This window comes from Pseudonocardia terrae, from assembly GCF_021343995.1.
In the GTDB taxonomy this organism is placed as follows: domain Bacteria; phylum Actinomycetota; class Actinomycetes; order Mycobacteriales; family Pseudonocardiaceae; genus Pseudonocardia; species Pseudonocardia terrae.
In genome coordinates, this window is sequence record NZ_JAJTTE010000004.1 from 105,654 (window position 1) to 127,893 (window position 22,240).

Sequence of the window (22,240 nt, forward strand, 5' to 3'; positions counted from 1 at the left end):
GGGCGGGCCGAAGGTCCCCCGTCGGGACCTGCGGCGGAGGAGCAGAACAGGTCCGAACGGCGCAGTTCCGCGCGCTTCGTCCGGTTAGCTCGCTCATGCCTGCCGACGCACTGCCGGCTGCCCGCACAGCACCCGGACCAGGCCCGCGATCGCCTCGCCTGGCCCGGCCGACGCGACCGCCGCCGGCGCGGCTCCCGGCGACGCGACGGGCACCCGGACCCGCAGCGCCCCGGGGAGCACCCGGAACCGCAGAGGGGGCGGCAGGCGCAGCGCCTCGCCGTCGACCCCCACCTCGACCAGGGGCTTGTCGGAGTCGACCTCGAACTCGGGCGCGTTCCACTGCCGGTAGCCGTGGAAGGACCGCAGCCGGCCGGTCGCCTGGGCCGCCAGCATCTCGGTGACGTCACGCCCCTTCTCCACCCGCACGGTGACGACGCCGAGCACCCCGCCGTCGAGCCGCGCGCGGGTGCCGAAGCCGTCGAGCCGGTCCAACCGGTAGTCGCCGTTGGACACCAGCACCATGGCGGTCGGGCCGCCGTCGTCGCCGTCCGGACCACGGAAGCGCAGGTGGGAGCCCTCCGCTCCGGGGCCGAGCAGGTCGGGGGCCATCCGGGCGGTGGTCGCGAGCTTCGCGTCGCGGTAGCCCTCGGACTGGACGACGCCGGCGTACACGCCGAGCGAGGCGTTGTTGACGAACACCCGGTCGCCCAGCACGGCCAGATCGATGCGCCGCTCCAGGGCCGGGCCGAACGCGTCGAGCGCGGCGACGACGTCGTCGCGGTCCAGGCCGAGGTCGAGCGCGAAGTGGTTGCGGGTGCCGGCCGGCACCACGACGAGCGGCACATCGTGGTGCCGGGCGACGTCGGCGACCAGGGCCTGGGAACCGTCGCCGCCGGCCATCCCGAGGACGTCGGCGCCCTCGGCGACGGCCGCCTCGGCGAGCGCCCGCAGATCGTCGCCCGGCTCCAGCACGACGGGGGTGACGCCGCGGCGCAGCGCCTCCTCCTCGAGCGCGAACCTCCCGACCTTCCCGCCGCCCGAGCGCGGGTTCATCAGCAGCACCCCGTGCCCGGCCGCCGGGACGGACTTCAGTCCCGACGGCGCCGGCACGAGATCGCGGCCGAGGGCGGCCCGGGCGAGGCTCGCCGCGACCAGGACGAGCACGACCACGCCCGCGGTACGCAGCACCGAGGCCGTCACCACGAGCATGATCACGCCGACGAGCGCCAGCAGCGCGATCGCGCAGGCCGCGATCCGCCAGATCCCCCGCCGGACGAGCGCGGTCCACCCGGCGGCGACCGCAACGCCGACCAGCACCGGGGCCGCGACGAGCCGGAGCGGCTCCTGCAGCAGCGCCACGACCACCAGGGCGATCGCGCCGATTGCGGCCAGCAGCGCGGCCGCCGCCGCGACCCGTCGCCCCATGCCCGGTCGCACGCCCGGTCGCACGCCCTCCGCCGTCCCGACCATGGCCGGCCTCCCGTCAGTCCACGAACCAGATCTCGGCCAGGTCGGCCGCGACCAGGCCGCGCTCGGCGGCGATCCGCTCCAGCGCCTCGGCGAGCGTCGAGGAGAGGACCACCACCGTCTCCGTGAGACCGGGTTCGCCGGCCTCGGCCAGCACCGCCGCGGCGACGGCGCGGGCCCGTTCGGTGCCCTGCTCGGCGTTGACGTCGTCCGACAGCACGGCCAGGACGGCCTCGAACGCCCACGCCCGGGCCCGTGGTGGGGAGGCCACGCCGAGCACCTCGCCTCAGGCGGTCTCGTGCTCCTCGACGAAGACCTCCCGCAGCTTCTGCTCCTGCTCGTTGGAGAGGTTCGTCGAGATGAGCTCGGCGTTGGTGCCGCGGAACTCGTCGAGCACCTTGTCCTGCACGACGCGCGAGGTCATGAGGAACAGCGCCGACGTGCCGGGCGTGACCTTCTCGCGGACCTCCTTGATGAAGCGGTCGTCGATGCCGACGTCCGACATGGAGCCCGCCAGCGCGCCCATCGCCGCCCCGACCGCCATGCCCAGCAGCGGGACGAAGAACAGCAGCCCGAACAACAGACCCCAGAAGCTGCCGCCGAGCGCCCCGGCCCCGGACATGCTGTGCAACTGCTCGGTCTTCGGCTTCTTGCGGTTCTCGGGCCACGTCACCACGGCCGCGTCCTCGAGCGTCAGCAACTCCTGCTTCTGCAGTCGTTCCACCAGGTCCAGCGCGCTGCGGGCGCCGCCCGGCTCGTCGAACTTCCAGACGGTCAGCGTCGTCATGGATCCGCCTCTCCTCGAGATGTGTCGGAAGGGCGACTGTCGTGGCCCCCGCGGCGACGGGCCTCACCCGCCGGGGGCGAACCTCGACGGGTGCACGATGGGGGTCATGGACTTCCGCTACCTCGGCCGCTCCGGCATGCAGATCTCCGAGATCACCTACGGCAACTGGCTGACGCACGGGTCGCAGGTGGAGAACGACGTCGCGACGCAGTGCGTGCACGCCGCCCTGGAGCACGGGATCACCAGCTTCGACACCGCCGACGTCTACGCCAACGGGCGCGCCGAGGAGGTGCTCGGCGCCGCGCTCAAGGGGGAGCGGCGCGAGTCGCTGGAGATCCTCACGAAGGTCTACTGGCCGGTGGGGCCGCGCGGGAAGAACGACCAGGGCCTGTCGCGCAAGCACATCCTGGAGGGCATCGACGGGAGCCTGCGCCGGCTCGGGACCGACTACGTCGACCTCTACCAGGCGCACCGCTACGACCGGTTCACCCCGCTCGAGGAGACGATGCAGGCGTTCGCCGACGTGGTGCGGGCGGGCAAGGCGCTCTACATCGGAGTGAGCGAGTGGACGGCCGACCAGATCCGCCGGGCCCACGCCCTGGCCGTCGACCTCGGGGTCCCGCTGGTCTCCAGCCAGCCGCAGTACTCGATGCTCTGGCGGATCGTCGAGGACGAGGTGGTGCCCACCTCCGAGGAGCTGGGGATCGGCCAGATCGTCTGGTCGCCGATCGCGCAGGGCGTGCTCACCGGCAAGTACCAGCCCGGCGAGGCCTGGCCCGAGGGGTCGCGCGCGACGGACGAGAAGGGCGGCGGCGACGCGATCAAGCGGTTCCTCACCGACGACACCCTGGCCCGCGTGCAGAAGCTGCGCCCGATCGCCGGCGACCTCGGGCTGACGATGGCCCAGCTCGCCGTGGCGTGGGTGCTGCAGAACCGCAACGTCTGCGCCGCCCTGGTCGGCGCCTCCCGGCCCGAGCAGGTGGAGGAGAACGTGAAGGCCGCGGGCGTGCGCATCCCGGCCGACGCGATGGCGGCGATCGACGACGTGCTCGGCGAGGCCGTCACCCGCGACCCCGCGCTCGTCGCCCGCTCCACCCCGACGCGGCGGCCCGTCTGATGGACCTGGGGATCGCCGGCCGCACCGCGGTCGTCTGCGCCTCCACCCGGGGGCTCGGGCGGGCGTGCGCCGAGGAGCTGGCCCGCGCGGGCTGCACCGTCGTCGTCAACGGGCGGGAGCAGGCGGCCGCCGAGGAGGCGGCCGCAGAGATCGCCGCGGCGACCGGGGCCGAGGTGGTCCCGGTCGGGGTGGACCTGAACACCCCGGGCGGCCCCGAGCGGCTGCTGGCCGCGGTGCCGCACGTGGACGTGCTGGTGAACAACAACGCCGGCCCGCCCGCCCGCGACTTCCGGCAGGTCGACGAGGAGGCCCTCCTGGCGGGCGTGCGGTCCAACATGGCCACCCCGATCCGGCTCGTCCAGGCGGTCGTCGACGGGATGGTGGAGCGCCGGTTCGGTCGGATCGTCAACATCACCTCGGGCTCGGTGAAGATGCCCCTGTCCGGGCTCGACCTGTCCAGCGGCGCCCGCGCCGGGCTGACCGGGTTCCTCGCCGGCGTCGCGCGGTCGGTGGCCCACGCCAACGTCACGATCAACTTCCTGCTCCCGGGGTCCTTCGCGACGGACCGGCTCGCCTCGCTCCAGCGCCGGACCGCGGAGCGGCAGGGCGTGAGCGTGGATGAGGTCGCGGCGAACGGGCGGGCCACGATCCCGGCGCGGCGGTTCGGCGAGCCCGCCGAGTTCGGCGCCGCCTGTGCCTTCCTCTGCTCCGCGCAGGCGGGCTTCATCACGGGCCAGAGCCTGCTGATCGACGGCGGCGCGTACCCCGGAGTGCTGTAGCCCACGTCTCGGGAATGCTCGTCAGGGCGACGCCGGTTGCCGCGGACATGAGGATCGGAATCATCGGTGCGGGATACATCGGCGGCACGCTGACCCGGCGGCTCGCCGCCCTGGGTCACGAGGTCCGGGTGGCGAACTCCCGGGCCCCGGAGACGCTGGCGGAGCTGGCCGCGGAGACCGGCGCGACCCCGGTGTGGGCCCGCGAGGCGGCGGTCGACGCGGACGTCGTGATCGTGAGCATCCCGCAGAAGAACACCCCGGACCTCGAACCCGGCATCGTGTCGGCGGCGAAGCCGGGAGCTCCGGTGATCGAGACGAACAACTACTACCCGCAGCAGCGCGACGGCCGGATCGAGGCGCTCGAGAACGGCACCCCGGAGAGCGTGTGGGTGGCCGGGCTCCTCGGCACGCCGGTCTACAAGGTCTTCAACGGGATCTACTGGAAGCACCTGCTGGAGCGCGGGAAGCCGCGCGGCGCCGAGGGCCGGATCGCGCTGCCGATCGCGGGCGCCGACGGCCCGGGCCGGGACACCGTCTCCGCCCTGGTCGACGAGCTGGGCTTCGACCCGGTCGACGCCGGCCCGCTGGAGGAGTCCTGGCGTCAGCAGCCCGGCACCCCGGTGTACGGCAAGGATTACGACGTCGAGCGCACCCTGAAGGCCCTCGCCGAGGCCACCCCGGAGCGGCCGACGGAGTTCCGCGCCGCCTGACTCCTCCCACTCATGGGTCGCCCCCCGGAGAACGGGCGCCGAATGGCACTCCCGGTGCTCGAATCACCACTCTCGCGTGACCATCCTCGACTTTCTGCGGAATTCGTGGAGAATCGGGGCAACCCGCGAGTACGGCGATCGGACGTGGATGATGGCGAAGATTACGAATATCACGCTGGTGGACGACCTCGACGGCGGACGGGCGGACGAAACGGTCACGTTCACTGTGGACGGCAAGGAATTCGAGATCGACCTCAGCGCGCAGCACGCGTCGGAACTGCGGGAGGTGTTCGCGCCGTTCGTCGGCGCCGCCCGCCGCGCTCCTTCCGGATCGGGGCGCAGGAACTACGCGCGGGTCGCCTCCTCCGCGGGCAAGACGCGGGAGGAGAATGCCGCCATTCGTGAGTGGGCGCTCTCGGCCGGGTTCCAGGTCTCCGAACGGGGGCGGATCCCGTCGAACGTGCTCGAGGCGTACGCGAATCGCGGCGCCTCGACACGGGAGCCGGAAGCCGCGCCGGATGCCCCCCGGGAAGCGGCGCCGGAACCCACCCCGGATGTCTCCTCGGAAGCCGCTGCGGAACCGCAGGCGGAATCGGAGCCGAAGCCGAAGCGGCGGACCCGGAAGAAGGTCGCCGCGGCGAGCTGAGGAAGGACCGTCGGGAACAGCACGGGGAAGGGCCTCCGACCGCGTGTCGGAGGCCCTTCCGCGTGTGGGGGGTTGAGTCGCCCCGTACCGGTAATGCCCTTTCCGGACGACGGAGGGAGCAGGATGCCGGAGCTGCGAGGCACCCCCGGGCGCACGGTGGTGGTGGTCGGCGCCTCGGGGAACGTCGGGACCGGGCTGTTGCGGGTGCTGAGGGAGGTGCCCGACATGCGGGTGCACGCCGTGTGCCGGCGTCCGCCGCCGCCCGTGCCGCCCTACGACGCCGCCGAGTGGCACGCGATCGACCTCACCAGGGCCGACGCCGAGCGGCGGCTCGTGGAGGTGTTCACCGGGGCGGACGCCGTGGTCGACCTCGCGTGGGCCATCCAGCCGGTGCGCGACGAGGCGGCTATGCGGCGCACGAACGTCGACGGCACCGCGGCGCTGCTGCGGGCGGTCCGCCGGTCCGGCGTCGGCCACCTCGTCTTCGCCTCGTCGCTCGGGGCCTACGCCTCGGCACCGCGGGACCCGGCCCGGCCCGTCGACGAGAGCTGGCCGGTCACGGGACAGCCGCGCTCGGCCTACAGCCGGGACAAGATCATCGCGGAGCGGATGCTCGACGCGTTCGAGCGGGACAACCCGGGCGTCGCCGTCGCACGGGTCCGGCCGACGCTGGTCGTGCAGCGCGAGGCCGCGCGCGAGATGGCCCGGCTCTTCCTCGGCCCGGCCGTGCCGCGTCCGCTGCTCGCCCGGCTGCGCGACGGCCGGATACCGCTGTTCCCGATGCCGACCGGGACGGTCCTGCAGTTCGTGCACGCCGACGACCTCGGCCGGGCGTTCGCCGCGATCCTCGAGCGGCGGTCCCGGGGCGCGTTCAACATCGCGGCCGACGCCCTCGACGCGCACCAGCTCACGGCGCTGATCGGCGCGCGGCCGGTCCCGGTGCCGCACGACCTGGCGCGGGCCGTCGTCGAGCTGCTGTTCCGGCTGCACGCGCTGGCGATGTCGGCCGGGTGGTTCGACGTCGCGGTGCGCACGCCGGTCATGGACACCGGACGGGCCAGGCTGGAGCTGGGCTGGGCGCCGAAGACCGGCACCGCCGAGGCGCTGCGGATCCTGCTCGAGGGCGTGGTCGACGACGCGACCACGCCGAGCCCCGCGCTCGCGGTCGGATGAGCGGGCTGCGCGCCGTCGTCGAGGGGCTGCGCGAGCGCGCGGTCACCGACGAGCCGGAGGTGGAGGCGGGCTGGACCGTCGACGAGCACGTGCACGAGCTGGGCACCGAGCTGCCGGGGGGGCCCCTGCCGAACGGGATCTGGGAGCGGGCGACGGCGCTCGTGCGGGACTACGACTTCACCCCGCCGGAGCTGCTGCGCGCGGCCTACCTGCGCGACTCGGCGCTGCTCGGCCGGGACATCCTGCTCGACGGGCGCTTCGGCCCGCTGCGCTTCCTGATGGGCGTGCGGATCACCGAGGTCGTCGACCACGCCGACGAGGACGGCTGGCGGATCTGGGGCTGGGCGTACAGCACGCTCGACGGCCACCTGCAGCGCGGGCGGGTGCTGTACCGGGTGGCGAAGCACCGGGCGTCGGGCCGGGTGGAGTTCCGGGCGAGCGTGCGCTGGAGGCCCGATCCGCGGCTCGGTCCGGTGTTCGGGCTCGGCTGGGGAGTGTTCGGCCGGCGCAGCCAGCTCCGCTTCTACCGGCGGATCGGTGAGCGCGTGCGGGAGCGGGCGGTCCTGGAGCCGCCGGGACGGCGCGTCCCCGGTACCGGCCCGCTGATACTGGTCCCCGGCGACGCCCGGCCGGACCCGTGGGACCACGCCCGCCTTCGCGTGGCGCACCCCGTCCACGGGCGACGGCTGCTGCCGCCGGCCGTGGACCGGGCGTGAGCCGCCGGGTGGCGCGTCAGAGCGCGGCGCGCACCACGTCGGCGACCGGGGTGAGCGGGCGGCCCAGCAGCTCGGCCAGGTCGCTGCTCTCGATGTCCAGGTCGCCCCGGGCGATGCTCTCGTCGAGCGCGACGACGAACCCGGCCGTGCCCTCGTCGAGCCCGGCGCCGGTGAGGACGGCGGTCAGCTCGGCCGCGCCCACCGGGCGGTACTCGACCTCTCGCCCGCCGACCTCGGTGATCGTGGCCGCGAGCTCCTTGAACGTGAAGGGCGCGCCGGCGAGCTCGTAGGTCTTCCCGGCGTGGCCCTCACCGGTCAGGACGACCGCCGCGGCCTCGGCGTAGTCGCGGCGGGCCGCCATGGCCACCCGGCCGTCTCCGGCCGCGGCGACGATCGCCCCGCCGGAGAGGTGGTCGGCGAGCTGGACGGTGTAGTTCTCGACGTACCAGTTGTTGCGCAGCAGCGTGTGCGGCACGCCCGACGCGGCCAGCAGCTCCTCGGTGGCCTTGTGCTCCGGCGCCAGCGGGCTGCCCGTGCTGTCCGCGCGCGAGATGCTCGTGTACGCGATCAGTGCGACGCCGGCCTCCTTCGCCGCGTCGATCACGTTGCCGTGCTGCTCGGTCCGCTGGCCGACCTCGCTGCCCGAGACGAGCAGGAGGCGGTCGACGCCGGCGAGCGCGGTCCGCAGGGTCTCCGGCTGCGCGTAGTCCGCGGTGCGGACCTGGACGCCGCGTGCGGCGAGCGGGGCCGCCTTCTCCGGATCCCGGACGACCGCGACGACGTCCCCGGCCGGGACGCCCTTCTCGAGCAGGGCCTCGATCGCCAGGGCCCCGAGGTGGCCGGTCGCTCCGGTGACTGCGTAGGTGGTCATGTCGCCTCCCAGGTGGTGTGCGCTTCGACAGTACTAACTTTTCGTAAGCACAAGCGCTTCCCGCAGCGCTGTATCCTGAGAGCGTGACCACACGAGCCCCGGACCCGGCCCCCGCCTGCGACCCGTCCGACGAGCTCGTGACCACGGTGTTCGCCCGCAACTGCGCGTCGCGCACGGCTCTGGAGGAGATCGGGAGCAAGTGGGGAATCCTCGCCCTGCTGGCACTCGGCGAGGGCCGCTACCGGTTCAACGCCCTGCGCCGGCGCGTCGACGGCGTGAGCGAGCGGATGCTCTCGCAGACCCTGCAGACCCTCGAGCGGGACGGCCTGGTGACCCGGGAGGTGCACAGCACGATCCCGCCCCGGGTCGAGTACGCGCTGACGGCCCTCGGCGAGAAGGTCGCCGACAGCCTGCGCGGGCTCGCGGACCTGCTCGAGGGCTCGGTCGCGGAGATGTCCGCCGCCCGCGAGCGCTACGACTCCCGCACGGACTGACCGCCGCTCAGGACCGCGCCCGGACAGCCGAGGCCGCGAGCCACGAGGCGATCTGGGTGCGGGAGGTGAAGTCCAGCTTCCGCAGGATGCGCTCCACATGCCCGTCGACCGTGCGGGGTGAGATCGTGAGCTCGCGGGCGATCGCCTTGTTGCTCAGGCCCGTGGCGATCAGCTCGGCGATCTGCTCCTCCCGCGCGGTCAGCGGGGAGTCGGTCCGGCTCGCGGCGGCGGGGGGCTCCGGCGTACGCCCGCCGCCGCACCCGAGCTCGATCCCGAGCCGCACGGCCTCCTGCAGGCCGACCCGGCCGTACTCCGCCCGGATCTCGGCGGCCCGCGCCTCTCCGAGCTTCCGGTCCACCAACCCCGTGTGGCGCCTGCCCTCGGCGCTGGCGTGCGGGCCGAAGGCGTCGAGCGAGGTGCCGAGGCGCCGCCACACCGAGGCCGACATGCCGGACAGCGCGGCGGCATCGGCCGCCCGCCCCCCTGCCGCGACGATCCACGAGCACACCTCGATGCACAGCGCGGTGCACACGCCGTCGCGGAAGTCCTGCTCGATCCGCATGGTCTCGGCCACGGCCTCCTCGGCGCGCGACAGGTCACCCAGGTGCAGGTGGCTGATCGCGGCGACCCAGTGGGCGTACCCCCGGTTCCACGACTCGCCGTCGGCCGACGCCCGGGCGACCACCGCCGCACACGTCCGCAACGCCCGACCGGGATCGCCGGCGTAGGCCTGGGCCATCGCGAGCTGGAAGGCTGCGGTGAGCTCGGAACCGACGTCGCCCACGTCCCGGTGGATCGCGATCGCGCGGTCGTAGAGCCGGGCGGCCGCCTGCAGGTCGCCCTCGAACAGGTCCAGCAGGGCCCGCCAGTGCGCCGCATGTCCCTGCATGGCCCGGTCCGGGAGGGCGTCCGCGAGGTCGGTGCACTCGGCGAGGTAGGTCCGCGCGACGCCACGGTCGCCCTGGATCAGCGCGACCCACGCGGCGGCCCACAGCGCGTGGCCGCGTTCGGGCAGACCGGGGTCGAGCCGAGCGAGCAGGCGTTCGAGCCAGCGCCGCCCGTAGGTCAGGAAGCCGCCTGCGATCCAGTGGTAGCGCAGCAGCACGGCGAGCCGGGCACCCGCCGGCGCCTCGCCCGGGGTGTCGACGGACCAGGCGAGGGCGGTGATCAGGTTCGGGTGGTCCTCGCGCAACCGTGCGAGGTCGGCGGCCTGGTGCGGCCCGCACCAGCGCGCCACGGAGGCGCGGGCGCGCTCGATGAAGTGATCGCGGTGCCGGCGGCGGACGACGTCCTGCTCGCCCGAGCCCGCGAGGATCTCGGCCCCGTACTCACGCAGTGTGACGAACTGGCGGTAGCGCAGCCGCTCCCCGTCCCGGTCGGCGACCACGACGGACTTGCCGACGAGCCCGTCGAGCGCGTCGAGCAGGCGGTCGGCCGTCAGCTCGCCGAACCCGCACACGCCCTCGACGGTCTCCAGGTCCACGGCCGCCGGGAACACCGACAGCCTGGCCCACAGCAGCCGTTCGTCCGGGCCGCACAGATCGTGACTCCAGTCGATGAGGGCGCGCAGCGACCGCTGCCGCGGGTCGACAGCGGGGTCCGAGCCCGCGAGCCGGGGGAAGCGTCGCTCGAGCCGCTCCACCACCTGGGACACCGACAGCGACCGCAGCCGGACGGCCGCGAGCTCGATCGCGAGCGGCAGCCCGTCGAGCCGGCGGCAGAGCGCGACGACGGCCGCCCGGTTCTCCGGGGTCACCGTGAAGTCCGGCAGCACGGCCCGGGCCCGGTCCACCAGCAGGCGCACCGCCGGCACGTGCTCCAGGGAGGAGTCGCCCTCGGCGTCGGACTCCGTGGGGACGCCCAGCGGGGCGAGCAGGTGCACCTGTTCCCCGCGGACCCCCAGCGGCTCCCGGCTGGTGGCGAGCACCGTGAGCCCGGGCAGCGCATCGAGCAGCCGGACGATCAGCAGCGCGCTGGCCTCGAGCTGGTGCTCGCAGTTGTCCACCACGAGCAGCGCCGACGCGCCGGAGAGGTGGTCGACGACCCGGTCCACCGCGTCGCGGTTGGACTGGTCGGGCACCCCGAGGGCGGTGGCGACGGCCGGGGCGACCTGCGTGGGATCCGTGACGCTGGCGAGTTCCACCAGCAGCACGCCGTCGGGGAAGTCGGCGGCCTCGGCGACGGCGAGGGCCGTGCGGGTCTTGCCGACCCCGCCCGGCCCCGTGACGGTGACCAGCCGCCCGGCGTGCAGCTCGGCGTGCAGCCGGTCCACCGCCTGCCGGCGGCCGACGAAGCTGGTCAGCCGCGTGACCGCGGGCCGCAGGCCCCGGAGGGCGGCGGGAGCCCGCCCACCCCCGGTGACGTCCGCCATGACGCCTCCTGACCGTCGTGCTCGGGGATCACGAGCATCGCACGGCGGACCACGCGGGCGGGGCCACCCGCGCCCGGACGGGTGTACCCGGAGGGCCACCCACCCGCCCGTCCCCGCGAGTGGGGTGGCGGATGGGGTGGTCTCGCCCTGTCGGGCCCGCAGCCCGCCCCGCCACTCTCAGGACCGCGCTCACCCCGTCCCACCAGCGTCTTCGCGGCCGTCGGACGGGGCGCCCACCGAACCCATCCAAGGAGGCTGGATCCCGTGGTGACTTCCGCTGCCCAGGACACGCACGACGCGATCGTCGTCGGAGCCGGGTTCGCCGGCCTGTACGCGGTGCACGTGCTGCGCGACGACCTGGGGCTCGACGTGATCGCGTTCGACGCCGCGGGCGACGTGGGCGGGACGTGGTACTGGAACCGCTACCCCGGCGCCCGCGTGGACATCGAGAGCGTCCACTACTCGTACTCGTTCGACGAGGACCTCCAGGAGGAGTGGCACTGGACCGAGCGGTTCTGCGCCCAGCCGGAGATCCTGCGCTACCTCGAGCACGTGGCCGAGCGTTTCGACCTGCGGCGCAGCATCCGGTTCCGCACCCGGATCACCTCGCTCACCTGGGACGACGCCGAGTCGCTGTGGACCGCCACGACCGACACCGGCGGGACCCACCGCGCCCGGTACGTGGTCTCGGGCGCCGGCACGCTGTCCGTCCCGAAGAAGCCGGAGTTCCCGGGGATCGAGGACTTCGCCGGCACGGTCCTGCAGACCGGCAACTGGCCGCACGAGGAGGTCTCCTTCGCGGGCAAGCGCGTCGGGATCGTCGGCGTCGGCTCCTCGGGCATCCAGGCCATCAGCGAGATCGCGAAGACCGCCGGGCACCTGACCGTGCTGCAGCGCACCCCCAACTACGCCACGCCGATCGGCAACCACCCCACCGACCCCGACCAGGAGGCCGCGGAGAAGGCCGACTACTCCGCCATTCGCGCCGCGTCCCGCAACCACTTCCTCGGCGTCCCGTACTCGGACGTGCAGCCCTCGGCCCTGGCCGTCACGCCCGAGGAGCGGCGGCAGGTGTTCGACGATCGATGGGACCGCGGCGGCTTCCGGCTCTTCATCGACTCGTTCGGCGACATCCTGTTCGACCGGGCGGCCAACGACACGGTCGCGGCGTACATCCGCGACCGCATCCACGAGCGCGTGGACGACCCCGCGGTCGCCGGCCTGCTCGCCCCCGAGGGGTACCCGTACGGCACCAAGCGGCCCCCGCTGGAGACCGACTACTACGAGGCGTACAACCGGCCGACGGTCAGCCTCGTCGACGTCCGCACGAACCCGATCGACGCCGTCACCCCGCGCGGGGTCCGGCTCGCCGACGGCACCGAGCTCGAGTTCGACGTCCTCGTCCTGGCCACCGGGTTCGACGCCTGCACGGGGCCGTTGCTCGCGATGGGCGTCACCGGCCGGAACGGGCTGCGCCTCGCCGACCACTGGGCCGACGGGCCGCGGACCTACCTCGGCCTGATGGCCGCCGGCTTCCCCAACCTCTTCATGATCACCGGCCCGCAGAGCCCGTCGGTCCTCTACAACATGCCGCTCGCGATCGAGGACCATGTCGACTTCACCGCCGACGCCCTCCGGCACCTGCGCGCGACCGGGCGGGCGGTCGTCGAGCCCACGGCCGAGGCGGAGGACGAGTGGGTCGTCCACACCGAGGAGCTGGCTCGGGCCACGCTCCTGCCCGACTCCCCCACCTCCTGGTACATGGGCCGCAACGTCCCGGGGAAGCCGCGTCGCGTCCTGGTCTACCTGGGCGGGGCACCGGCCTACCGCGCGAAGTGCGACGAGGTCGTCGCGCGGGGGTACGAGGGGTTCCGGCTGCTCGCCGGCTCCGACCGCCCCGTCCACACTGCCGACCGCGCGGTCGCGCAGGCCTGAGGGGACGACGATGCCTCTCGACCCCGCCGTCGCCGCCCTGCTCGACGGGCTCGCCCGCACCGGCTTCCGCTCCTTCGAGACGATCGGTGTGGACGCCACCCGGCAGGCCGTCGACTCGTTCACGGCGCTGCAGGAACCGCCGCGCGAGGTCGCGGCCGTCACCGACGTGACCTACGGCCCCGATCCCGCCCACCGCGCCCGGATCTACGTGCCGCCGGGCGCCGGGCCGTTCCCCGTGGTGGTGCACGTGCACGGCGGCGGGTTCGTCGCCGGCGGCCTCGACGTCGTCGACGGACCCGCCCGTGCCCTCGCCCTCGACGCCGCAACCGTGGTCGTCTCGGTGACCTACCGGCGCGCCCCCGAGGCGCGGTTCCCCGCCGCACACGACGACGTGGCGGCCGCCCTCCGCTGGACCGCGAAGGAGATCTCCGCCCACGGCGGCGATCCCGACCGGATCGCGGTCATGGGGGACAGCGCCGGCGCGAACCTCGCCGCGGCCGCGGTCCTGCGGGCGCGCGACGAGGGCGAGCCCGCGGTGCGCGCCCAGGTGCTGCTGTACCCGCTGGTCTCCCCGGCCGCCGACACCGCCTCGCGGCGCGACTTCGCCGAGGGCTACCTGATCCACCTCGACGCGCTCGCCTGGTTCGGCGCGCAGTACGTGCGCGGACCCGCCGATCTCGCCGACCCACGGCTGGCCCTCGACACCGCCGACCTCGCCGGGCTGCCGCCGACGTTGGTCGTGACCGCGGAGTTCGACACGCTGCGGGACGAGGGTGAGGCGTTCGCGGCGCAGCTGCGGGCGGCCGGGGTCCCGGTCACCGTCCGCCGGGTGGACGGGCTCGTGCACGCGCTCTACTGGGCCTCCGCGGCGGTGCCCCGCAGCGCCGAGATCCACGCCGCGGCGGTCGACCACCTGCGGGCGACGCTGTGACCGGAGGGAGGAGCGACCGGTCAGAAGAACCCGTCGCGCACGACGGGCGGGGTCCGGGGCGACCAGCCCAGCTCCGTCGAGATCGCGGTGGCGGTCTCGACGAGCAGCGGAACGGTCTCCTCGCGGAGCCGTTCGGGGGCGAGCCGGCCGGCCGACGTCGACGAAGCCAGGGCCGCCACCACCGCCCCGGTCCGGTCGCGCACCGGCGCCGAGGCGGAGACCAGCCCCTCCTCCAGCTCGCCGTCGACGATCGCCCACCCCTGCTCGCGGACCTCCGCGAGGGCCATCCGCAGGTCGGCCGGGTCGGTGATGGTGCGCGGCGTGTGCCGGTGCAGCGGGGTCTCCTCGAGGAAACGCGTGATGGCGGCCGGGCCGGCCCAGGCGAGCAGCACCCGGCCCATCGACGTCGCGTGCGCCGGGACCCGGGACCCCACCGTGACGTTGATGCTCATGATCCGCCGCACCGGAACCCGGGCCACGTAGACGACCTCCGCGCCGTCGAGCTCGGCGAGCGACGCCGACTCGCCGGTGCGCTCGGCGAGGCGCAGCAGGTGCGGCTGGGCGAGCCCGATCCGCGCGTTGGTCGCGCTGTAGTGCTGCCCGATCGTCAGCACGCGCGGGGTCAGTGACCAGCGGGTTCCCCGGTTGGCGACGTAGCCGAGCCGCTGCAGCGTGAGCAGCAGGCGGCGGACGGCGGGCCGCGAGAGACCGGTCTTGGCGGCCAGCTCGGCGAGCGTCGGGGTGCTCATCTCCTCGTCGAAGGCGAGCAGCACCGCGAAGCCCCGCTCGAGGCTCTGCACGTAGTCCCGCTCGGTGCCCCGCTCGGCTTCCCGCCCGGTGTCGCCGGTGCTCATCCACCCCATCCTTCCGTACCGCTTTCGGGAACGAGGGCTTGACCGCTGCACGTGGCCTGGGGCACTCTCGGGCCCGTTGAACGCAACGCGTGCAGTTTGTACGCACAGCGTACGACCGCCGCACAGGGAGGTGCGAGATGACGGTTCCGCCCCGGGACCTGCGCAATGCCTTCGGCCGCTTCGCCACGGGCGTCACCGTGGTGACCTGCCGGAACGACGAGGGGACGCCGCACGGCGCGACGGTGAACGCCTTCACCGCGGTCTCGCTCGAGCCGGCGCTCTGCCAGGTCACGCTGACCCGGAAGTCGAAGGCGTGCGGGTACCTGGACGGGGCGCCGTTCGCCGTCAACGTCCTCGGCGCCGGCCAGATCGACACCGCGTGGCACTTCGCCGGCCGCCCGGCCGACCCGGGACCCGAATGGGCCGACGGTCCGACCGCACCGGTGCTCGTCGGCTCCGCGGCGGTCTACTCCTGCCGCCCGTGGCGCACCTACGACGGCGGGGACCACCTGATCGTCGTCGGCGAGGTCGACCACATCGCCGTCACCGACGCCGAACCGCTGCTCTTCTACGCCGGCGCCTTCCGCGAGATCGGCCCCCGGGAGACCGGCACCCACTGGGGCGGCTCGCTCGACTGCCCCGAGGCCGGCTGGTTCGACGCGACCACGATCTTCACCCCGCTGCGGCCGCACGCCGCCTGATCCCGCACGCGCCTGATCCCGCACGCGCCTGATCCCGCACGTCACGACCCGTATTCATCGCAGAAGAAGGGCCCGAGCCATGACGCTCCAGCAGGACCGCACCGCCACCGACGCCGCGGCTCCCACCGCGACCGCTCCCATGACCGGCGACGAGTACATCTCGTCCATCCAGGACGGCCGGGAGGTGTGGGTCTACGGCGAGCGCGTCAAGGACGTGACCACCCACCCTGCCTTCCGCAACCCCGTCCGGATGACCGCACGGCTCTACGACGCCCTGCACGACCCGGCCACCCGCGACAAGCTGACCGTGCCCACCGACACCGGCAACGGCGGTGTCACCCACCCGTTCTTCCGGTCCCCGCACTCGGTCGACGACCTGCTCGCCGACCGCCGCGCCATCGAGACCTGGTCGCGGATGACCTACGGCTGGATGGGCCGCTCCCCCGACTACAAGGCCAGCTTCCTCGGCACCCTCGGCGCGAACTCCGAGTTCTACGCACCGTTCGAGGACAACGCGCGGCGCTGGTACAAGGAGTCGCAGGAGAAGGTCCTGTACTGGAACCACGCCATCATCAACCCGCCGGTCGACCGCAACCTCCCGCCGGACGAGGTCGGCGACGTGTTCATGAAGGTGGAGAAGGAGACCGACGCCGGGCTGATCGTGTCCGGCGCCAAGGTCGTCGCCACCGGCTCGGCCATCACGAACTACAACTTCATCGCCCACTACGGGCTGCCGATCAAGAAGAAGGAGTTCGCGCTCATCTGCACGGTGCCGATGGACGCGCCGGGCATCAAGCTGATCTGCCGCACCTCCTACACCCAGCAGGCCGCGGTGATGGGCAGCCCGTTCGACTACCCGCTGTCCTCGCGGATGGACGAGAACGACACCATCTTCGTGTTCGACAAGGTCCTCGTCCCGTGGGAGAACGTCTTCCTCTACGGCGACATCGAGAAGATCAACGGCTTCTTCCCGGTCTCCGGCTTCATCCCGCGCTTCACCTTCCACGGCTGCATCCGGCTCGCCACCAAGATCGACTTCATCGCGGGGCTGCTGCTCAAGGCCCTGGAGATCACCGGCAGCAAGGACTTCCGCGGCGTGCAGACCCGCGTCGGCGAGGTCGTCGGCTGGCGCAACACCTTCTTCGCGCTGGCCGACGCCATGGCCCGCAACCCCGACGAGTGGACCAACGGGGCGCTGCTGCCCAAGCTGGACTACGGCCTGACCTACCGGATGCTGATGATCCAGGCCTACCCGCGGATCAAGGAGATCATCGAGTCCGACGTCGCGTCCGGGCTGATCTACCTCAACTCGCACTCGATCGACTTCAAGACCCCCGAGGTCCGGCCCTACCTCGACAAGTACGTCCGCGGCTCGAACGGCTACGAGGCCGTCGACCGGGTCAAGGTCATGAAGGCGCTGTGGGACGCGGTCGGGTCCGAGTTCGGCGGCCGCCACGAGCTCTACGAGCGCAACTACTCGGGCAACCACGAGAACGTGAAGGCCGAGCTGCTGTTCGCCGCCGAGGCCCAGGGCACCACGGCGCACATGAAGGGCCTGGCCGAGCAGTGCCTCTCGGAGTACGACCTGGACGGCTGGACCGTCCCCGACCTGATCGGCAACGACGACGTCTCCTTCCTGAGGAACCGGGGCTGATCCTCATGACCACCACCCCTGATCGGGCAACCCGACCGTCCCCCACCGCCGCGGGCTCGGGCGCCAACGCCTCCGAGGCCTTCCGCGCCAGCGGCGAGCGCCGCGGCGCGGCCGGCACCTCGACCGAGCGCGCCGACCGACTCATCCGGCGCACCCTGGACGCGATCCACCAGGTCATCCGCGAGGAGGAGGTGACCTACCCCGAGTTCCAGGCGGTCAAGCGCTGGCTGATGGACCTCGGCGAGGGCGGCGAGTGGCCGCTGTTCCTCGACGTCTTCGTCGAGCACGAGGTCGAGAAGGTCGCCGCGAAGACCCAGCAGGGCAGCACCGGCACCATCGAGGGCCCGTACTACCTGCCCGGCCAGCAGCGCCTCGGCGCCGTCGCCACGCTGCCGATGCGGCCCGACGAGAAGGGCGACAAGCTCGTCTTCTCCGGCCAGGTCCGCGACCTCGACGGCCGCCCGCTCGCCGGCGCCGAGGTCGACTTCTGGCAGGCCGACGCCGACGGCTACTACTCCGGGTTCGCCCCGCACCTGCCCGACGGCAACCTCCGCGGGGTGATCGTCACGGACGCCCACGGCCGCTTCGCGATCACCACGATCAAGCCCGCGCCCTACCAGATCCCCACCGACGGCCCGACCGGCGCGATGATCGCCGCCGCCGGCTGGCACCCCTGGCGGCCCGCCCACCTGCACCTGATGGTGCGCGCCGACGGCCACCGCCAGGTCACCACCCAGCTCTACTTCACCGGTGGCGAGTGGCTGGACTCCGACGTCGCCTCGGCCACCAAGGACGAGCTCGTCCTCGACCCGCGCCAGCAGTCCGACGGCAGCTGGACGACGGTCTACGACTTCGTCCTCGAGCCCGCCTGACCGGCGTCGCCCGGCCCCGGTCCGCCCGGGGCCGGGCGGCACCCGACGATCCGGAGGTCCGTCATGACGGTCCTGCTCGACCCCGTCCGGCCCGACACCGGCACGCGCGGGTACTGGCGCGGCGTCGGCGAGGTCCCCTGGTGGTGGGGCCGCTCCGTGGTCACCCTCGGGGTGTTCGACGGGCTGCACCGCGGCCACGCCCGGCTGCTCGACCGGGCGGTCGAGCTCGGCCGGCGCCGCGGGCTCCCGGTCGTGCTGACCACCTTCGACCCGCACCCGGCGACCGTGGCGGGGCCGGCCCGCGACACCACCCCGGTCGTCACCCTGGACCGGCGCGCCGAGCTCGCCCGCGCGCGCGGCGCCGACGCCGTCCTCGTGCTGCCCTTCGACGGCGAGGTCGCGCGTACCCCGGCCGTCGACTTCGCGCGGGACGTACTGGTCCGCGCCCTGCGCGCCACCGACGTCGTGGTCGGGGAGAACTTCCGCTTCGGGCACCGCGGGGCCGGCGACGTCCGGCTGCTCCGCCGGCTCGGCGCCCGGCACGGCTTCGCCGCCCACGGCGTCGCGCTGCTGCCCGGCTGCTCGTCCACCCGCGTCCGCGAGCTCGTGGCGGCGGGTGACCTCGTCGGCGCCGGACGGGTTCTCGGCCGCCCGCACCGGATCCCCGCGGTGCCGGACGGGCCCGTGCTGACCGTCCCCGACGGCATCGCGCTGCCGCCCGACGGCCCCTACCGGGCCCGCGTCGACGGCGAGCCGGCGGCCGTCGCGGTGCAGGGACGGACGCTGCTGGTCACCCGGCCCGCCGAGGGGCCGGTCGCCGTCGATCTCCTCGAGCGGCTCGCGTGACGTGAGCCGGGATCCGTAACGGCCCCCGCCGTGGCCCGACAAGCAGAGGGCCCACGGAAGGGGAACGTGTGACGGAGACCCGAGCCGACGGCGGGCACGGTGCCGCGCCGCAGGCGGGACATCGTGATCGGGTGCGGCAGCCGCCGCCCCTGCCGGTGGTGCCGATCGTCCTGCTCGGCGTGACGGTGGCGGCGCTGGTCGGGCGGTACGCGTTCGAGCTGGTCGTGGGCACGAACGAGGCCGTGCAGACCTGGTCGACCGTGTTCGTGGCGATCGTGCTGCAGGCGGTGCCGTTCCTGGTGCTGGGCGTGCTGCTCTCGGCGGCGATCTCGGCCTTCCTCCCGGAGGGCGCACTGGCCCGCGTGCTGCCCCGACGGTCGGCCGTCGCGGTGCCGGTCGCCGGCGTCGCGGGTGGTGTGCTGCCGGGGTGCGAGTGCGCGTCCGTGCCGGTGGCGGGGCGGATGGTGGCCGGCGGGGTGCCGGCGCCGGCGGCCCTGGCCTTCCTGCTCTCGGCCCCCGCGATCAACCCGGTCGTGCTGGTCGCGACCGCCGTGGCCTTCCCGCAGAACCCCGAGATGGTGGCGGCGCGTGCCGTCGGCGGGCTCCTCGTGGCGCTGGTGATGGGCTGGCTGTGGTCGGCGCTGGGCCGGCCGGGGTGGCTGCGGCCGCCGCGGCCCGCGCACCGCGAGGGCGGCACCCGCGCCGAGCGGTTCCGCACCACGCTCCAGCACGACTTCCTGCACGCCGGCGGCTTCCTCGCCGTCGGCGCGCTGGCCGCCGCGACCCTCAACGTCGTCGTCGACCCGGCCTGGACCACGGGGATCGGCGGGGTCCCGGTCGTCTCGGTGCTGGTGCTGGCCCTGCTCGCCGTGGTGCTGTGCGTGTGCTCGGAGGCCGACGCGTTCGTGGTCGCGGGCCTGTCCGGGTTCTCCCTGACGGCGAAGCTCGCCTTCCTCGTCGTCGGGCCGGTGGTCGACCTCAAGCTCGTGGCGATGCAGGTGGGGACGTTCGGCCGCCGCTTCGCCCAGCGCTTCGCGCCCGCGACCTTCGTGGTGGCGGTCGCGGTGAGCGCCCTCGTCGGCGGGATCCTGCTGTGAACCGGCTGGTGGCGCCGATCCTGCTGTTCGTGCTCGGCGCGGTGGCGGTCCAGCAGGTCGTGTTCGGCGGCTACGTCGACTACGTCCGGCCGGGCCACGGGCCCCTGCTCGCGACCGCGGGCGGGCTGCTGACGGCCGTCGGGCTGTGGGGCGTCGTCGCCGGCCTGCGGGCCGCGCCGGAGGAGTCGGCGGGTGCCGCCCGGCTGGCCCGGGCCCGCGTGCACACCCGCGGCCCGCTGGCCGCGGACCGCGAGACCCTCGACCGGCTGCGGGCCGAGGAGCAGGCGGAGGGGCACGACCACGCCCGCGTCCCGGGCGTCGGCTGGCTGCTGGTGCTGCCCGTCTTCCTCGTGCTGCTCGTGCCGCCGCCCGCGCTGGGCGCCTTCGCCGCGAGCCGTGCCGGCGCCGAGGTGCCGCGTCCCGCGGCCGTGGCCACCGAGGCCCTCGCGGGGCCCGATCCGGTCCCGGTCGCGCTGCACGACTACGCCGAGCGTGCCGCCTGGGACGACGGCCGGACGCTGGCCGGCCACACCGTCGTGCTCACCGGGTTCGTCACGCCCCGCGAGGCCGGCGGCTGGTACCTGAGCCGGATGGTGATCAGCTGCTGCGCCGCCGACGCCCGCAGCTACCTCGTCGAGGTCGCCGGCGCCCCGACGGAGCGGGTCCCGGCGAAGAACTCCTGGCAGCAGGTGACGGGCACCTACGCCCCGGGCGACGGGACGCACACCGCCAGGATCACCGCGCTGGAGGTCCGCCCCGTCGCCGCCCCGCAGGACCCGTACGAGGTGCCCTGAGGGGCGGGGCCGGTCCGATGTGGTGTGATCCCCGTCCTACGATCCGGCCGTGTCCTCCCTCCGCACCCGGGCCCGCGACGCGGACCGGAACGCGCTGTGCAACGCCCTCGACACCGCGTACGCGGAAGGGCAGATGGACGGATCCGAGCACCGCGAGCGCACCGCCACCGCGCTGCGGGCCGGCACGCTCGGTGAGCTGAAGGCGCTGGTGGCGGACCTGCAGCTCGAGCGTCCGATCGCGCTGCTGCCCCGGGACCGACCCCAGCGCTCCCGCGGCGCGCGATGGGCCGGGGTGGTGGTCGCGCTGGCCCTGCTCGGCGTCGGGTTCGGGATCGGGCACGCCACCGGTAGGTCGAGCGCGCCTGTGGCGACCACGCCCGGGACCGCCGCGGCGGGCGGCCAGGTCGCCCCGGTCGTCGTCACCCCGGCCGGGCTGCACACCCCGGAAGGTTTCGGGCGCCTGGTCGAGGACCTGCGCTCGCGGCTGGGCAGCGCGGTCGTCGCCGACGCGACGGCCTACCCGGACTACGCCGTGCTCACCGTCCCGGTCGAGGGCTCGCCGGGTCGCGTGCAGTCCTACACCTACCGCGGCGGCCTCGACGGCCCGGGCCCGGTCACCACCCGGGACGCGAACCAGCCCGTCGTCGACCTCGCGACGATCGACGCGCGGACCGCGCTCGGGCTGGTGGCCGGTGCACCGGAGAGCCTGAAGGTCGCCGACCCCACCAGCCGCTACCTGATCATCGACGACGAGGGCGCCGGCCCGCGGATCGCGGTCTACGCCTCGAACGACAACGGCGAGACCGGCTATCTCCAGGCGCGGCCGGACGGCTCGATCATCGCGGTCCATCCCCACGAGGCGACCTGACCCACCCTCGCGTTCTCCCTCGCCGCTCGCCGGACGGCCCGTGGCGACGGGTCACTCCCCGCCGAACTCGGTGGCCTCGCGCTCGGCGTCGGTGCGCTCGTCCCGCCCGTCGTCGGTGGGACGGGCGGTGCCCGGGTCGACGTCGCGGGTCCGCGCCTCGACGGGCTCGGACGCCGGGTGGGCCGCCTCGTCGTCGCGCGGATCGGGGTCGGGATTCGGCATAGGTCCCTCCACTGGCTCTCCGTGGCTGCCGGGGCGCGGTCACGAGCGGCATCCCCGTCACGACGGCCGTGAAACGTCCGCGGGAGCGGGTACGCACCCGGTCCCGGAACCGAGGAGGTCGACATGTCCGAGCAACCCGACGAGCGCGTCGCCGGCGGCGGTCTGGAGGGGACGGTGTCGGAGCAGGAGGGCATCCCCGCCCTCGCCGAGGACGAGATCGGCACCGAGCGCGGCGACGAGCAGTCGGCCGCCCCCGGCCAGGAGAACCCCAGCGGTCCGTTGCCGGACGAGCCCGGACCGTCGGGCACCGACTGATCGCGCCGGACCTGATCCAC

Annotated in this window: 24 protein-coding genes; 17 read left to right on the forward strand and 7 right to left on the reverse strand. The window is 74.1% G+C overall.

Annotation, left to right across the window (positions count from 1 at the left end; genetic code table 11):
- Positions 1-93 precede the first annotated feature (93 nt).
- The 3 genes from LWC33_RS03970 to LWC33_RS03980 are packed head-to-tail and all read right to left on the reverse strand — an operon-like array spanning position 94 to position 2,254.
- Positions 94-1,470, reverse strand: a complete 1,377-nt coding sequence (locus tag LWC33_RS03970) for a diacylglycerol/lipid kinase family protein (protein ID WP_233302821.1) — start codon at positions 1,468-1,470, stop codon at positions 94-96.
- A 13-nt stretch (positions 1,471-1,483) separates the two neighbouring features.
- A complete protein-coding gene (locus LWC33_RS03975; protein ID WP_156067560.1) occupies positions 1,484-1,738 on the reverse strand; it encodes a hypothetical protein in 255 nt (84 codons plus the stop codon).
- Positions 1,739-1,753: 15 nt separating this feature from the next.
- Positions 1,754-2,254, reverse strand: a complete 501-nt coding sequence (locus tag LWC33_RS03980; protein ID WP_233302822.1) for a DUF1269 domain-containing protein — start codon at positions 2,252-2,254, stop codon at positions 1,754-1,756.
- A gap of 106 nt (positions 2,255-2,360) precedes the next feature.
- On the opposite strand from LWC33_RS03980, the gene LWC33_RS03985 reads away from it, so the two are divergent.
- The 6 genes from LWC33_RS03985 to LWC33_RS04010 all read left to right on the forward strand — a co-directional run bounded on the left by LWC33_RS03985 (position 2,361) and on the right by LWC33_RS04010 (position 7,395).
- Complete coding sequence (locus LWC33_RS03985; RefSeq protein ID WP_233302823.1) at positions 2,361-3,371, forward strand: aldo/keto reductase family protein; 1,011 nt, start codon at positions 2,361-2,363, stop codon at positions 3,369-3,371.
- Positions 3,371-4,150 carry an SDR family oxidoreductase gene (locus LWC33_RS03990; protein ID WP_233302824.1) on the forward strand — a complete coding sequence of 260 codons (780 nt, stop codon included), beginning with the start codon at positions 3,371-3,373 and terminating at the stop codon, positions 4,148-4,150. Before LWC33_RS03985 ends, LWC33_RS03990 begins: the two co-directional genes overlap by 1 nt.
- A gap of 47 nt (positions 4,151-4,197) precedes the next feature.
- Positions 4,198-4,860, forward strand: coding sequence for an NADPH-dependent F420 reductase (locus LWC33_RS03995; RefSeq protein ID WP_233302825.1), 663 nt, complete (start codon positions 4,198-4,200; stop codon positions 4,858-4,860).
- Positions 4,861-4,936: 76 nt separating this feature from the next.
- Entirely contained in the window at positions 4,937-5,506 is a 570-nt protein-coding gene (locus LWC33_RS35770) for an Lsr2 dimerization domain-containing protein (RefSeq protein ID WP_308190901.1), read from the forward strand.
- A gap of 123 nt (positions 5,507-5,629) precedes the next feature.
- The gene (locus tag LWC33_RS04005; RefSeq protein ID WP_233302826.1) at positions 5,630-6,679 is read left to right on the forward strand and encodes an NAD-dependent epimerase/dehydratase family protein; all 1,050 of its coding nucleotides are present in this window, start codon (positions 5,630-5,632) and stop codon (positions 6,677-6,679) included.
- A complete protein-coding gene (locus LWC33_RS04010; protein WP_233302827.1) occupies positions 6,676-7,395 on the forward strand; it encodes a DUF1990 family protein in 720 nt (239 codons plus the stop codon). Before LWC33_RS04005 ends, LWC33_RS04010 begins: the two co-directional genes overlap by 4 nt.
- 16 nt (positions 7,396-7,411) lie before the next feature.
- Here the strand turns inward: LWC33_RS04010 and LWC33_RS04015 are convergent, their stop codons facing one another.
- On the reverse strand, positions 7,412-8,266 hold the full coding sequence (locus LWC33_RS04015; RefSeq protein ID WP_233302828.1) for an SDR family oxidoreductase: 855 nt from the start codon (positions 8,264-8,266) through the stop codon (positions 7,412-7,414).
- 83 nt (positions 8,267-8,349) lie between these two features.
- Here LWC33_RS04015 and LWC33_RS04020 point away from each other — a divergent pair, with 83 nt between their 5' ends.
- On the forward strand, positions 8,350-8,760 hold the full coding sequence (locus LWC33_RS04020) for a winged helix-turn-helix transcriptional regulator (protein WP_233302829.1): 411 nt from the start codon (positions 8,350-8,352) through the stop codon (positions 8,758-8,760).
- A gap of 7 nt (positions 8,761-8,767) precedes the next feature.
- Here LWC33_RS04020 and LWC33_RS04025 read toward each other — a convergent pair whose 3' ends face one another.
- Entirely contained in the window at positions 8,768-11,131 is a 2,364-nt protein-coding gene (locus tag LWC33_RS04025; RefSeq protein ID WP_233302830.1) for an ATP-binding protein, read from the reverse strand.
- A 264-nt stretch (positions 11,132-11,395) separates the two neighbouring features.
- On the opposite strand from LWC33_RS04025, the gene LWC33_RS04030 reads away from it, so the two are divergent.
- Both LWC33_RS04030 and LWC33_RS04035 read left to right on the forward strand, forming a co-directional pair.
- Positions 11,396-13,066 (forward strand): flavin-containing monooxygenase, encoded by a 1,671-nt coding sequence (locus LWC33_RS04030; protein WP_233302831.1) that lies wholly within the window; start codon positions 11,396-11,398, stop codon positions 13,064-13,066.
- Positions 13,067-13,076: 10 nt separating this feature from the next.
- Positions 13,077-13,997: an alpha/beta hydrolase gene (locus LWC33_RS04035; protein WP_233302832.1), complete on the forward strand. Its 921-nt coding sequence runs from the start codon at positions 13,077-13,079 to the stop codon at positions 13,995-13,997.
- A gap of 20 nt (positions 13,998-14,017) precedes the next feature.
- Here LWC33_RS04035 and LWC33_RS04040 read toward each other — a convergent pair whose 3' ends face one another.
- Positions 14,018-14,851 (reverse strand): IclR family transcriptional regulator domain-containing protein, encoded by an 834-nt coding sequence (locus LWC33_RS04040; protein WP_233302833.1) that lies wholly within the window; start codon positions 14,849-14,851, stop codon positions 14,018-14,020.
- A 137-nt stretch (positions 14,852-14,988) separates the two neighbouring features.
- Between LWC33_RS04040 and LWC33_RS04045 the strand changes: the two genes are divergently transcribed.
- The 7 genes from LWC33_RS04045 to LWC33_RS04075 all read left to right on the forward strand — a co-directional run bounded on the left by LWC33_RS04045 (position 14,989) and on the right by LWC33_RS04075 (position 21,683).
- Positions 14,989-15,552: a flavin reductase family protein gene (locus tag LWC33_RS04045; RefSeq protein ID WP_233302834.1), complete on the forward strand. Its 564-nt coding sequence runs from the start codon at positions 14,989-14,991 to the stop codon at positions 15,550-15,552.
- Positions 15,553-15,631: 79 nt separating this feature from the next.
- A complete protein-coding gene (locus LWC33_RS04050; protein ID WP_233302835.1) occupies positions 15,632-17,206 on the forward strand; it encodes a 4-hydroxyphenylacetate 3-hydroxylase family protein in 1,575 nt (524 codons plus the stop codon).
- Between the two features lie 5 nt (positions 17,207-17,211).
- On the forward strand, positions 17,212-18,078 hold the full coding sequence (gene catA / locus LWC33_RS04055; RefSeq protein WP_233302836.1) for a catechol 1,2-dioxygenase: 867 nt from the start codon (positions 17,212-17,214) through the stop codon (positions 18,076-18,078).
- A gap of 63 nt (positions 18,079-18,141) precedes the next feature.
- The gene (locus LWC33_RS04060) at positions 18,142-18,924 is read left to right on the forward strand and encodes an adenylyltransferase/cytidyltransferase family protein (protein WP_233302837.1); all 783 of its coding nucleotides are present in this window, start codon (positions 18,142-18,144) and stop codon (positions 18,922-18,924) included.
- Positions 18,925-18,992: 68 nt separating this feature from the next.
- A complete protein-coding gene (locus LWC33_RS04065) occupies positions 18,993-20,021 on the forward strand; it encodes a permease (RefSeq protein ID WP_372476547.1) in 1,029 nt (342 codons plus the stop codon).
- Positions 20,018-20,815: a TIGR03943 family putative permease subunit gene (locus LWC33_RS04070; RefSeq protein WP_233302838.1), complete on the forward strand. Its 798-nt coding sequence runs from the start codon at positions 20,018-20,020 to the stop codon at positions 20,813-20,815. The genes LWC33_RS04065 and LWC33_RS04070 overlap by 4 nt, the downstream gene beginning before the upstream one ends.
- Positions 20,816-20,864: 49 nt before the next feature.
- Complete coding sequence (locus tag LWC33_RS04075; protein ID WP_233302839.1) at positions 20,865-21,683, forward strand: DUF1707 SHOCT-like domain-containing protein; 819 nt, start codon at positions 20,865-20,867, stop codon at positions 21,681-21,683.
- Between the two features lie 51 nt (positions 21,684-21,734).
- Here LWC33_RS04075 and LWC33_RS04080 read toward each other — a convergent pair whose 3' ends face one another.
- Positions 21,735-21,905: a hypothetical protein gene (locus LWC33_RS04080; protein ID WP_233302840.1), complete on the reverse strand. Its 171-nt coding sequence runs from the start codon at positions 21,903-21,905 to the stop codon at positions 21,735-21,737.
- Between the two features lie 123 nt (positions 21,906-22,028).
- On the opposite strand from LWC33_RS04080, the gene LWC33_RS04085 reads away from it, so the two are divergent.
- On the forward strand, positions 22,029-22,220 hold the full coding sequence (locus tag LWC33_RS04085; protein ID WP_233302841.1) for a hypothetical protein: 192 nt from the start codon (positions 22,029-22,031) through the stop codon (positions 22,218-22,220).
- Positions 22,221-22,240 lie beyond the last annotated feature (20 nt).

Coding starts and splice junctions, on each gene's coding strand:
- LWC33_RS03970 (WP_233302821.1), bottom strand. CDS start 1,470: ATGGTCGGGACGGCGGAGGGCGTGCGACCGGGCGTGCGACCGGGCATG.
- LWC33_RS03980 (WP_233302822.1), bottom strand. CDS start 2,254: ATGACGACGCTGACCGTCTGGAAGTTCGACGAGCCGGGCGGCGCCCGC.
- LWC33_RS03985 (WP_233302823.1), top strand. CDS start 2,361: ATGGACTTCCGCTACCTCGGCCGCTCCGGCATGCAGATCTCCGAGATC.
- LWC33_RS03990 (WP_233302824.1), top strand. CDS start 3,371: ATGGACCTGGGGATCGCCGGCCGCACCGCGGTCGTCTGCGCCTCCACC.
- LWC33_RS03995 (WP_233302825.1), top strand. CDS start 4,198: ATGAGGATCGGAATCATCGGTGCGGGATACATCGGCGGCACGCTGACC.
- LWC33_RS04005 (WP_233302826.1), top strand. CDS start 5,630: ATGCCGGAGCTGCGAGGCACCCCCGGGCGCACGGTGGTGGTGGTCGGC.
- LWC33_RS04010 (WP_233302827.1), top strand. CDS start 6,676: ATGAGCGGGCTGCGCGCCGTCGTCGAGGGGCTGCGCGAGCGCGCGGTC.
- LWC33_RS04015 (WP_233302828.1), bottom strand. CDS start 8,266: ATGACCACCTACGCAGTCACCGGAGCGACCGGCCACCTCGGGGCCCTG.
- LWC33_RS04025 (WP_233302830.1), bottom strand. CDS start 11,131: ATGGCGGACGTCACCGGGGGTGGGCGGGCTCCCGCCGCCCTCCGGGGC.
- LWC33_RS04035 (WP_233302832.1), top strand. CDS start 13,077: ATGCCTCTCGACCCCGCCGTCGCCGCCCTGCTCGACGGGCTCGCCCGC.
- LWC33_RS04040 (WP_233302833.1), bottom strand. CDS start 14,851: ATGAGCACCGGCGACACCGGGCGGGAAGCCGAGCGGGGCACCGAGCGG.
- LWC33_RS04045 (WP_233302834.1), top strand. CDS start 14,989: ATGACGGTTCCGCCCCGGGACCTGCGCAATGCCTTCGGCCGCTTCGCC.
- LWC33_RS04050 (WP_233302835.1), top strand. CDS start 15,632: ATGACGCTCCAGCAGGACCGCACCGCCACCGACGCCGCGGCTCCCACC.
- catA (WP_233302836.1), top strand. CDS start 17,212: ATGACCACCACCCCTGATCGGGCAACCCGACCGTCCCCCACCGCCGCG.
- LWC33_RS04060 (WP_233302837.1), top strand. CDS start 18,142: ATGACGGTCCTGCTCGACCCCGTCCGGCCCGACACCGGCACGCGCGGG.
- LWC33_RS04080 (WP_233302840.1), bottom strand. CDS start 21,905: ATGCCGAATCCCGACCCCGATCCGCGCGACGACGAGGCGGCCCACCCG.
- LWC33_RS04085 (WP_233302841.1), top strand. CDS start 22,029: ATGTCCGAGCAACCCGACGAGCGCGTCGCCGGCGGCGGTCTGGAGGGG.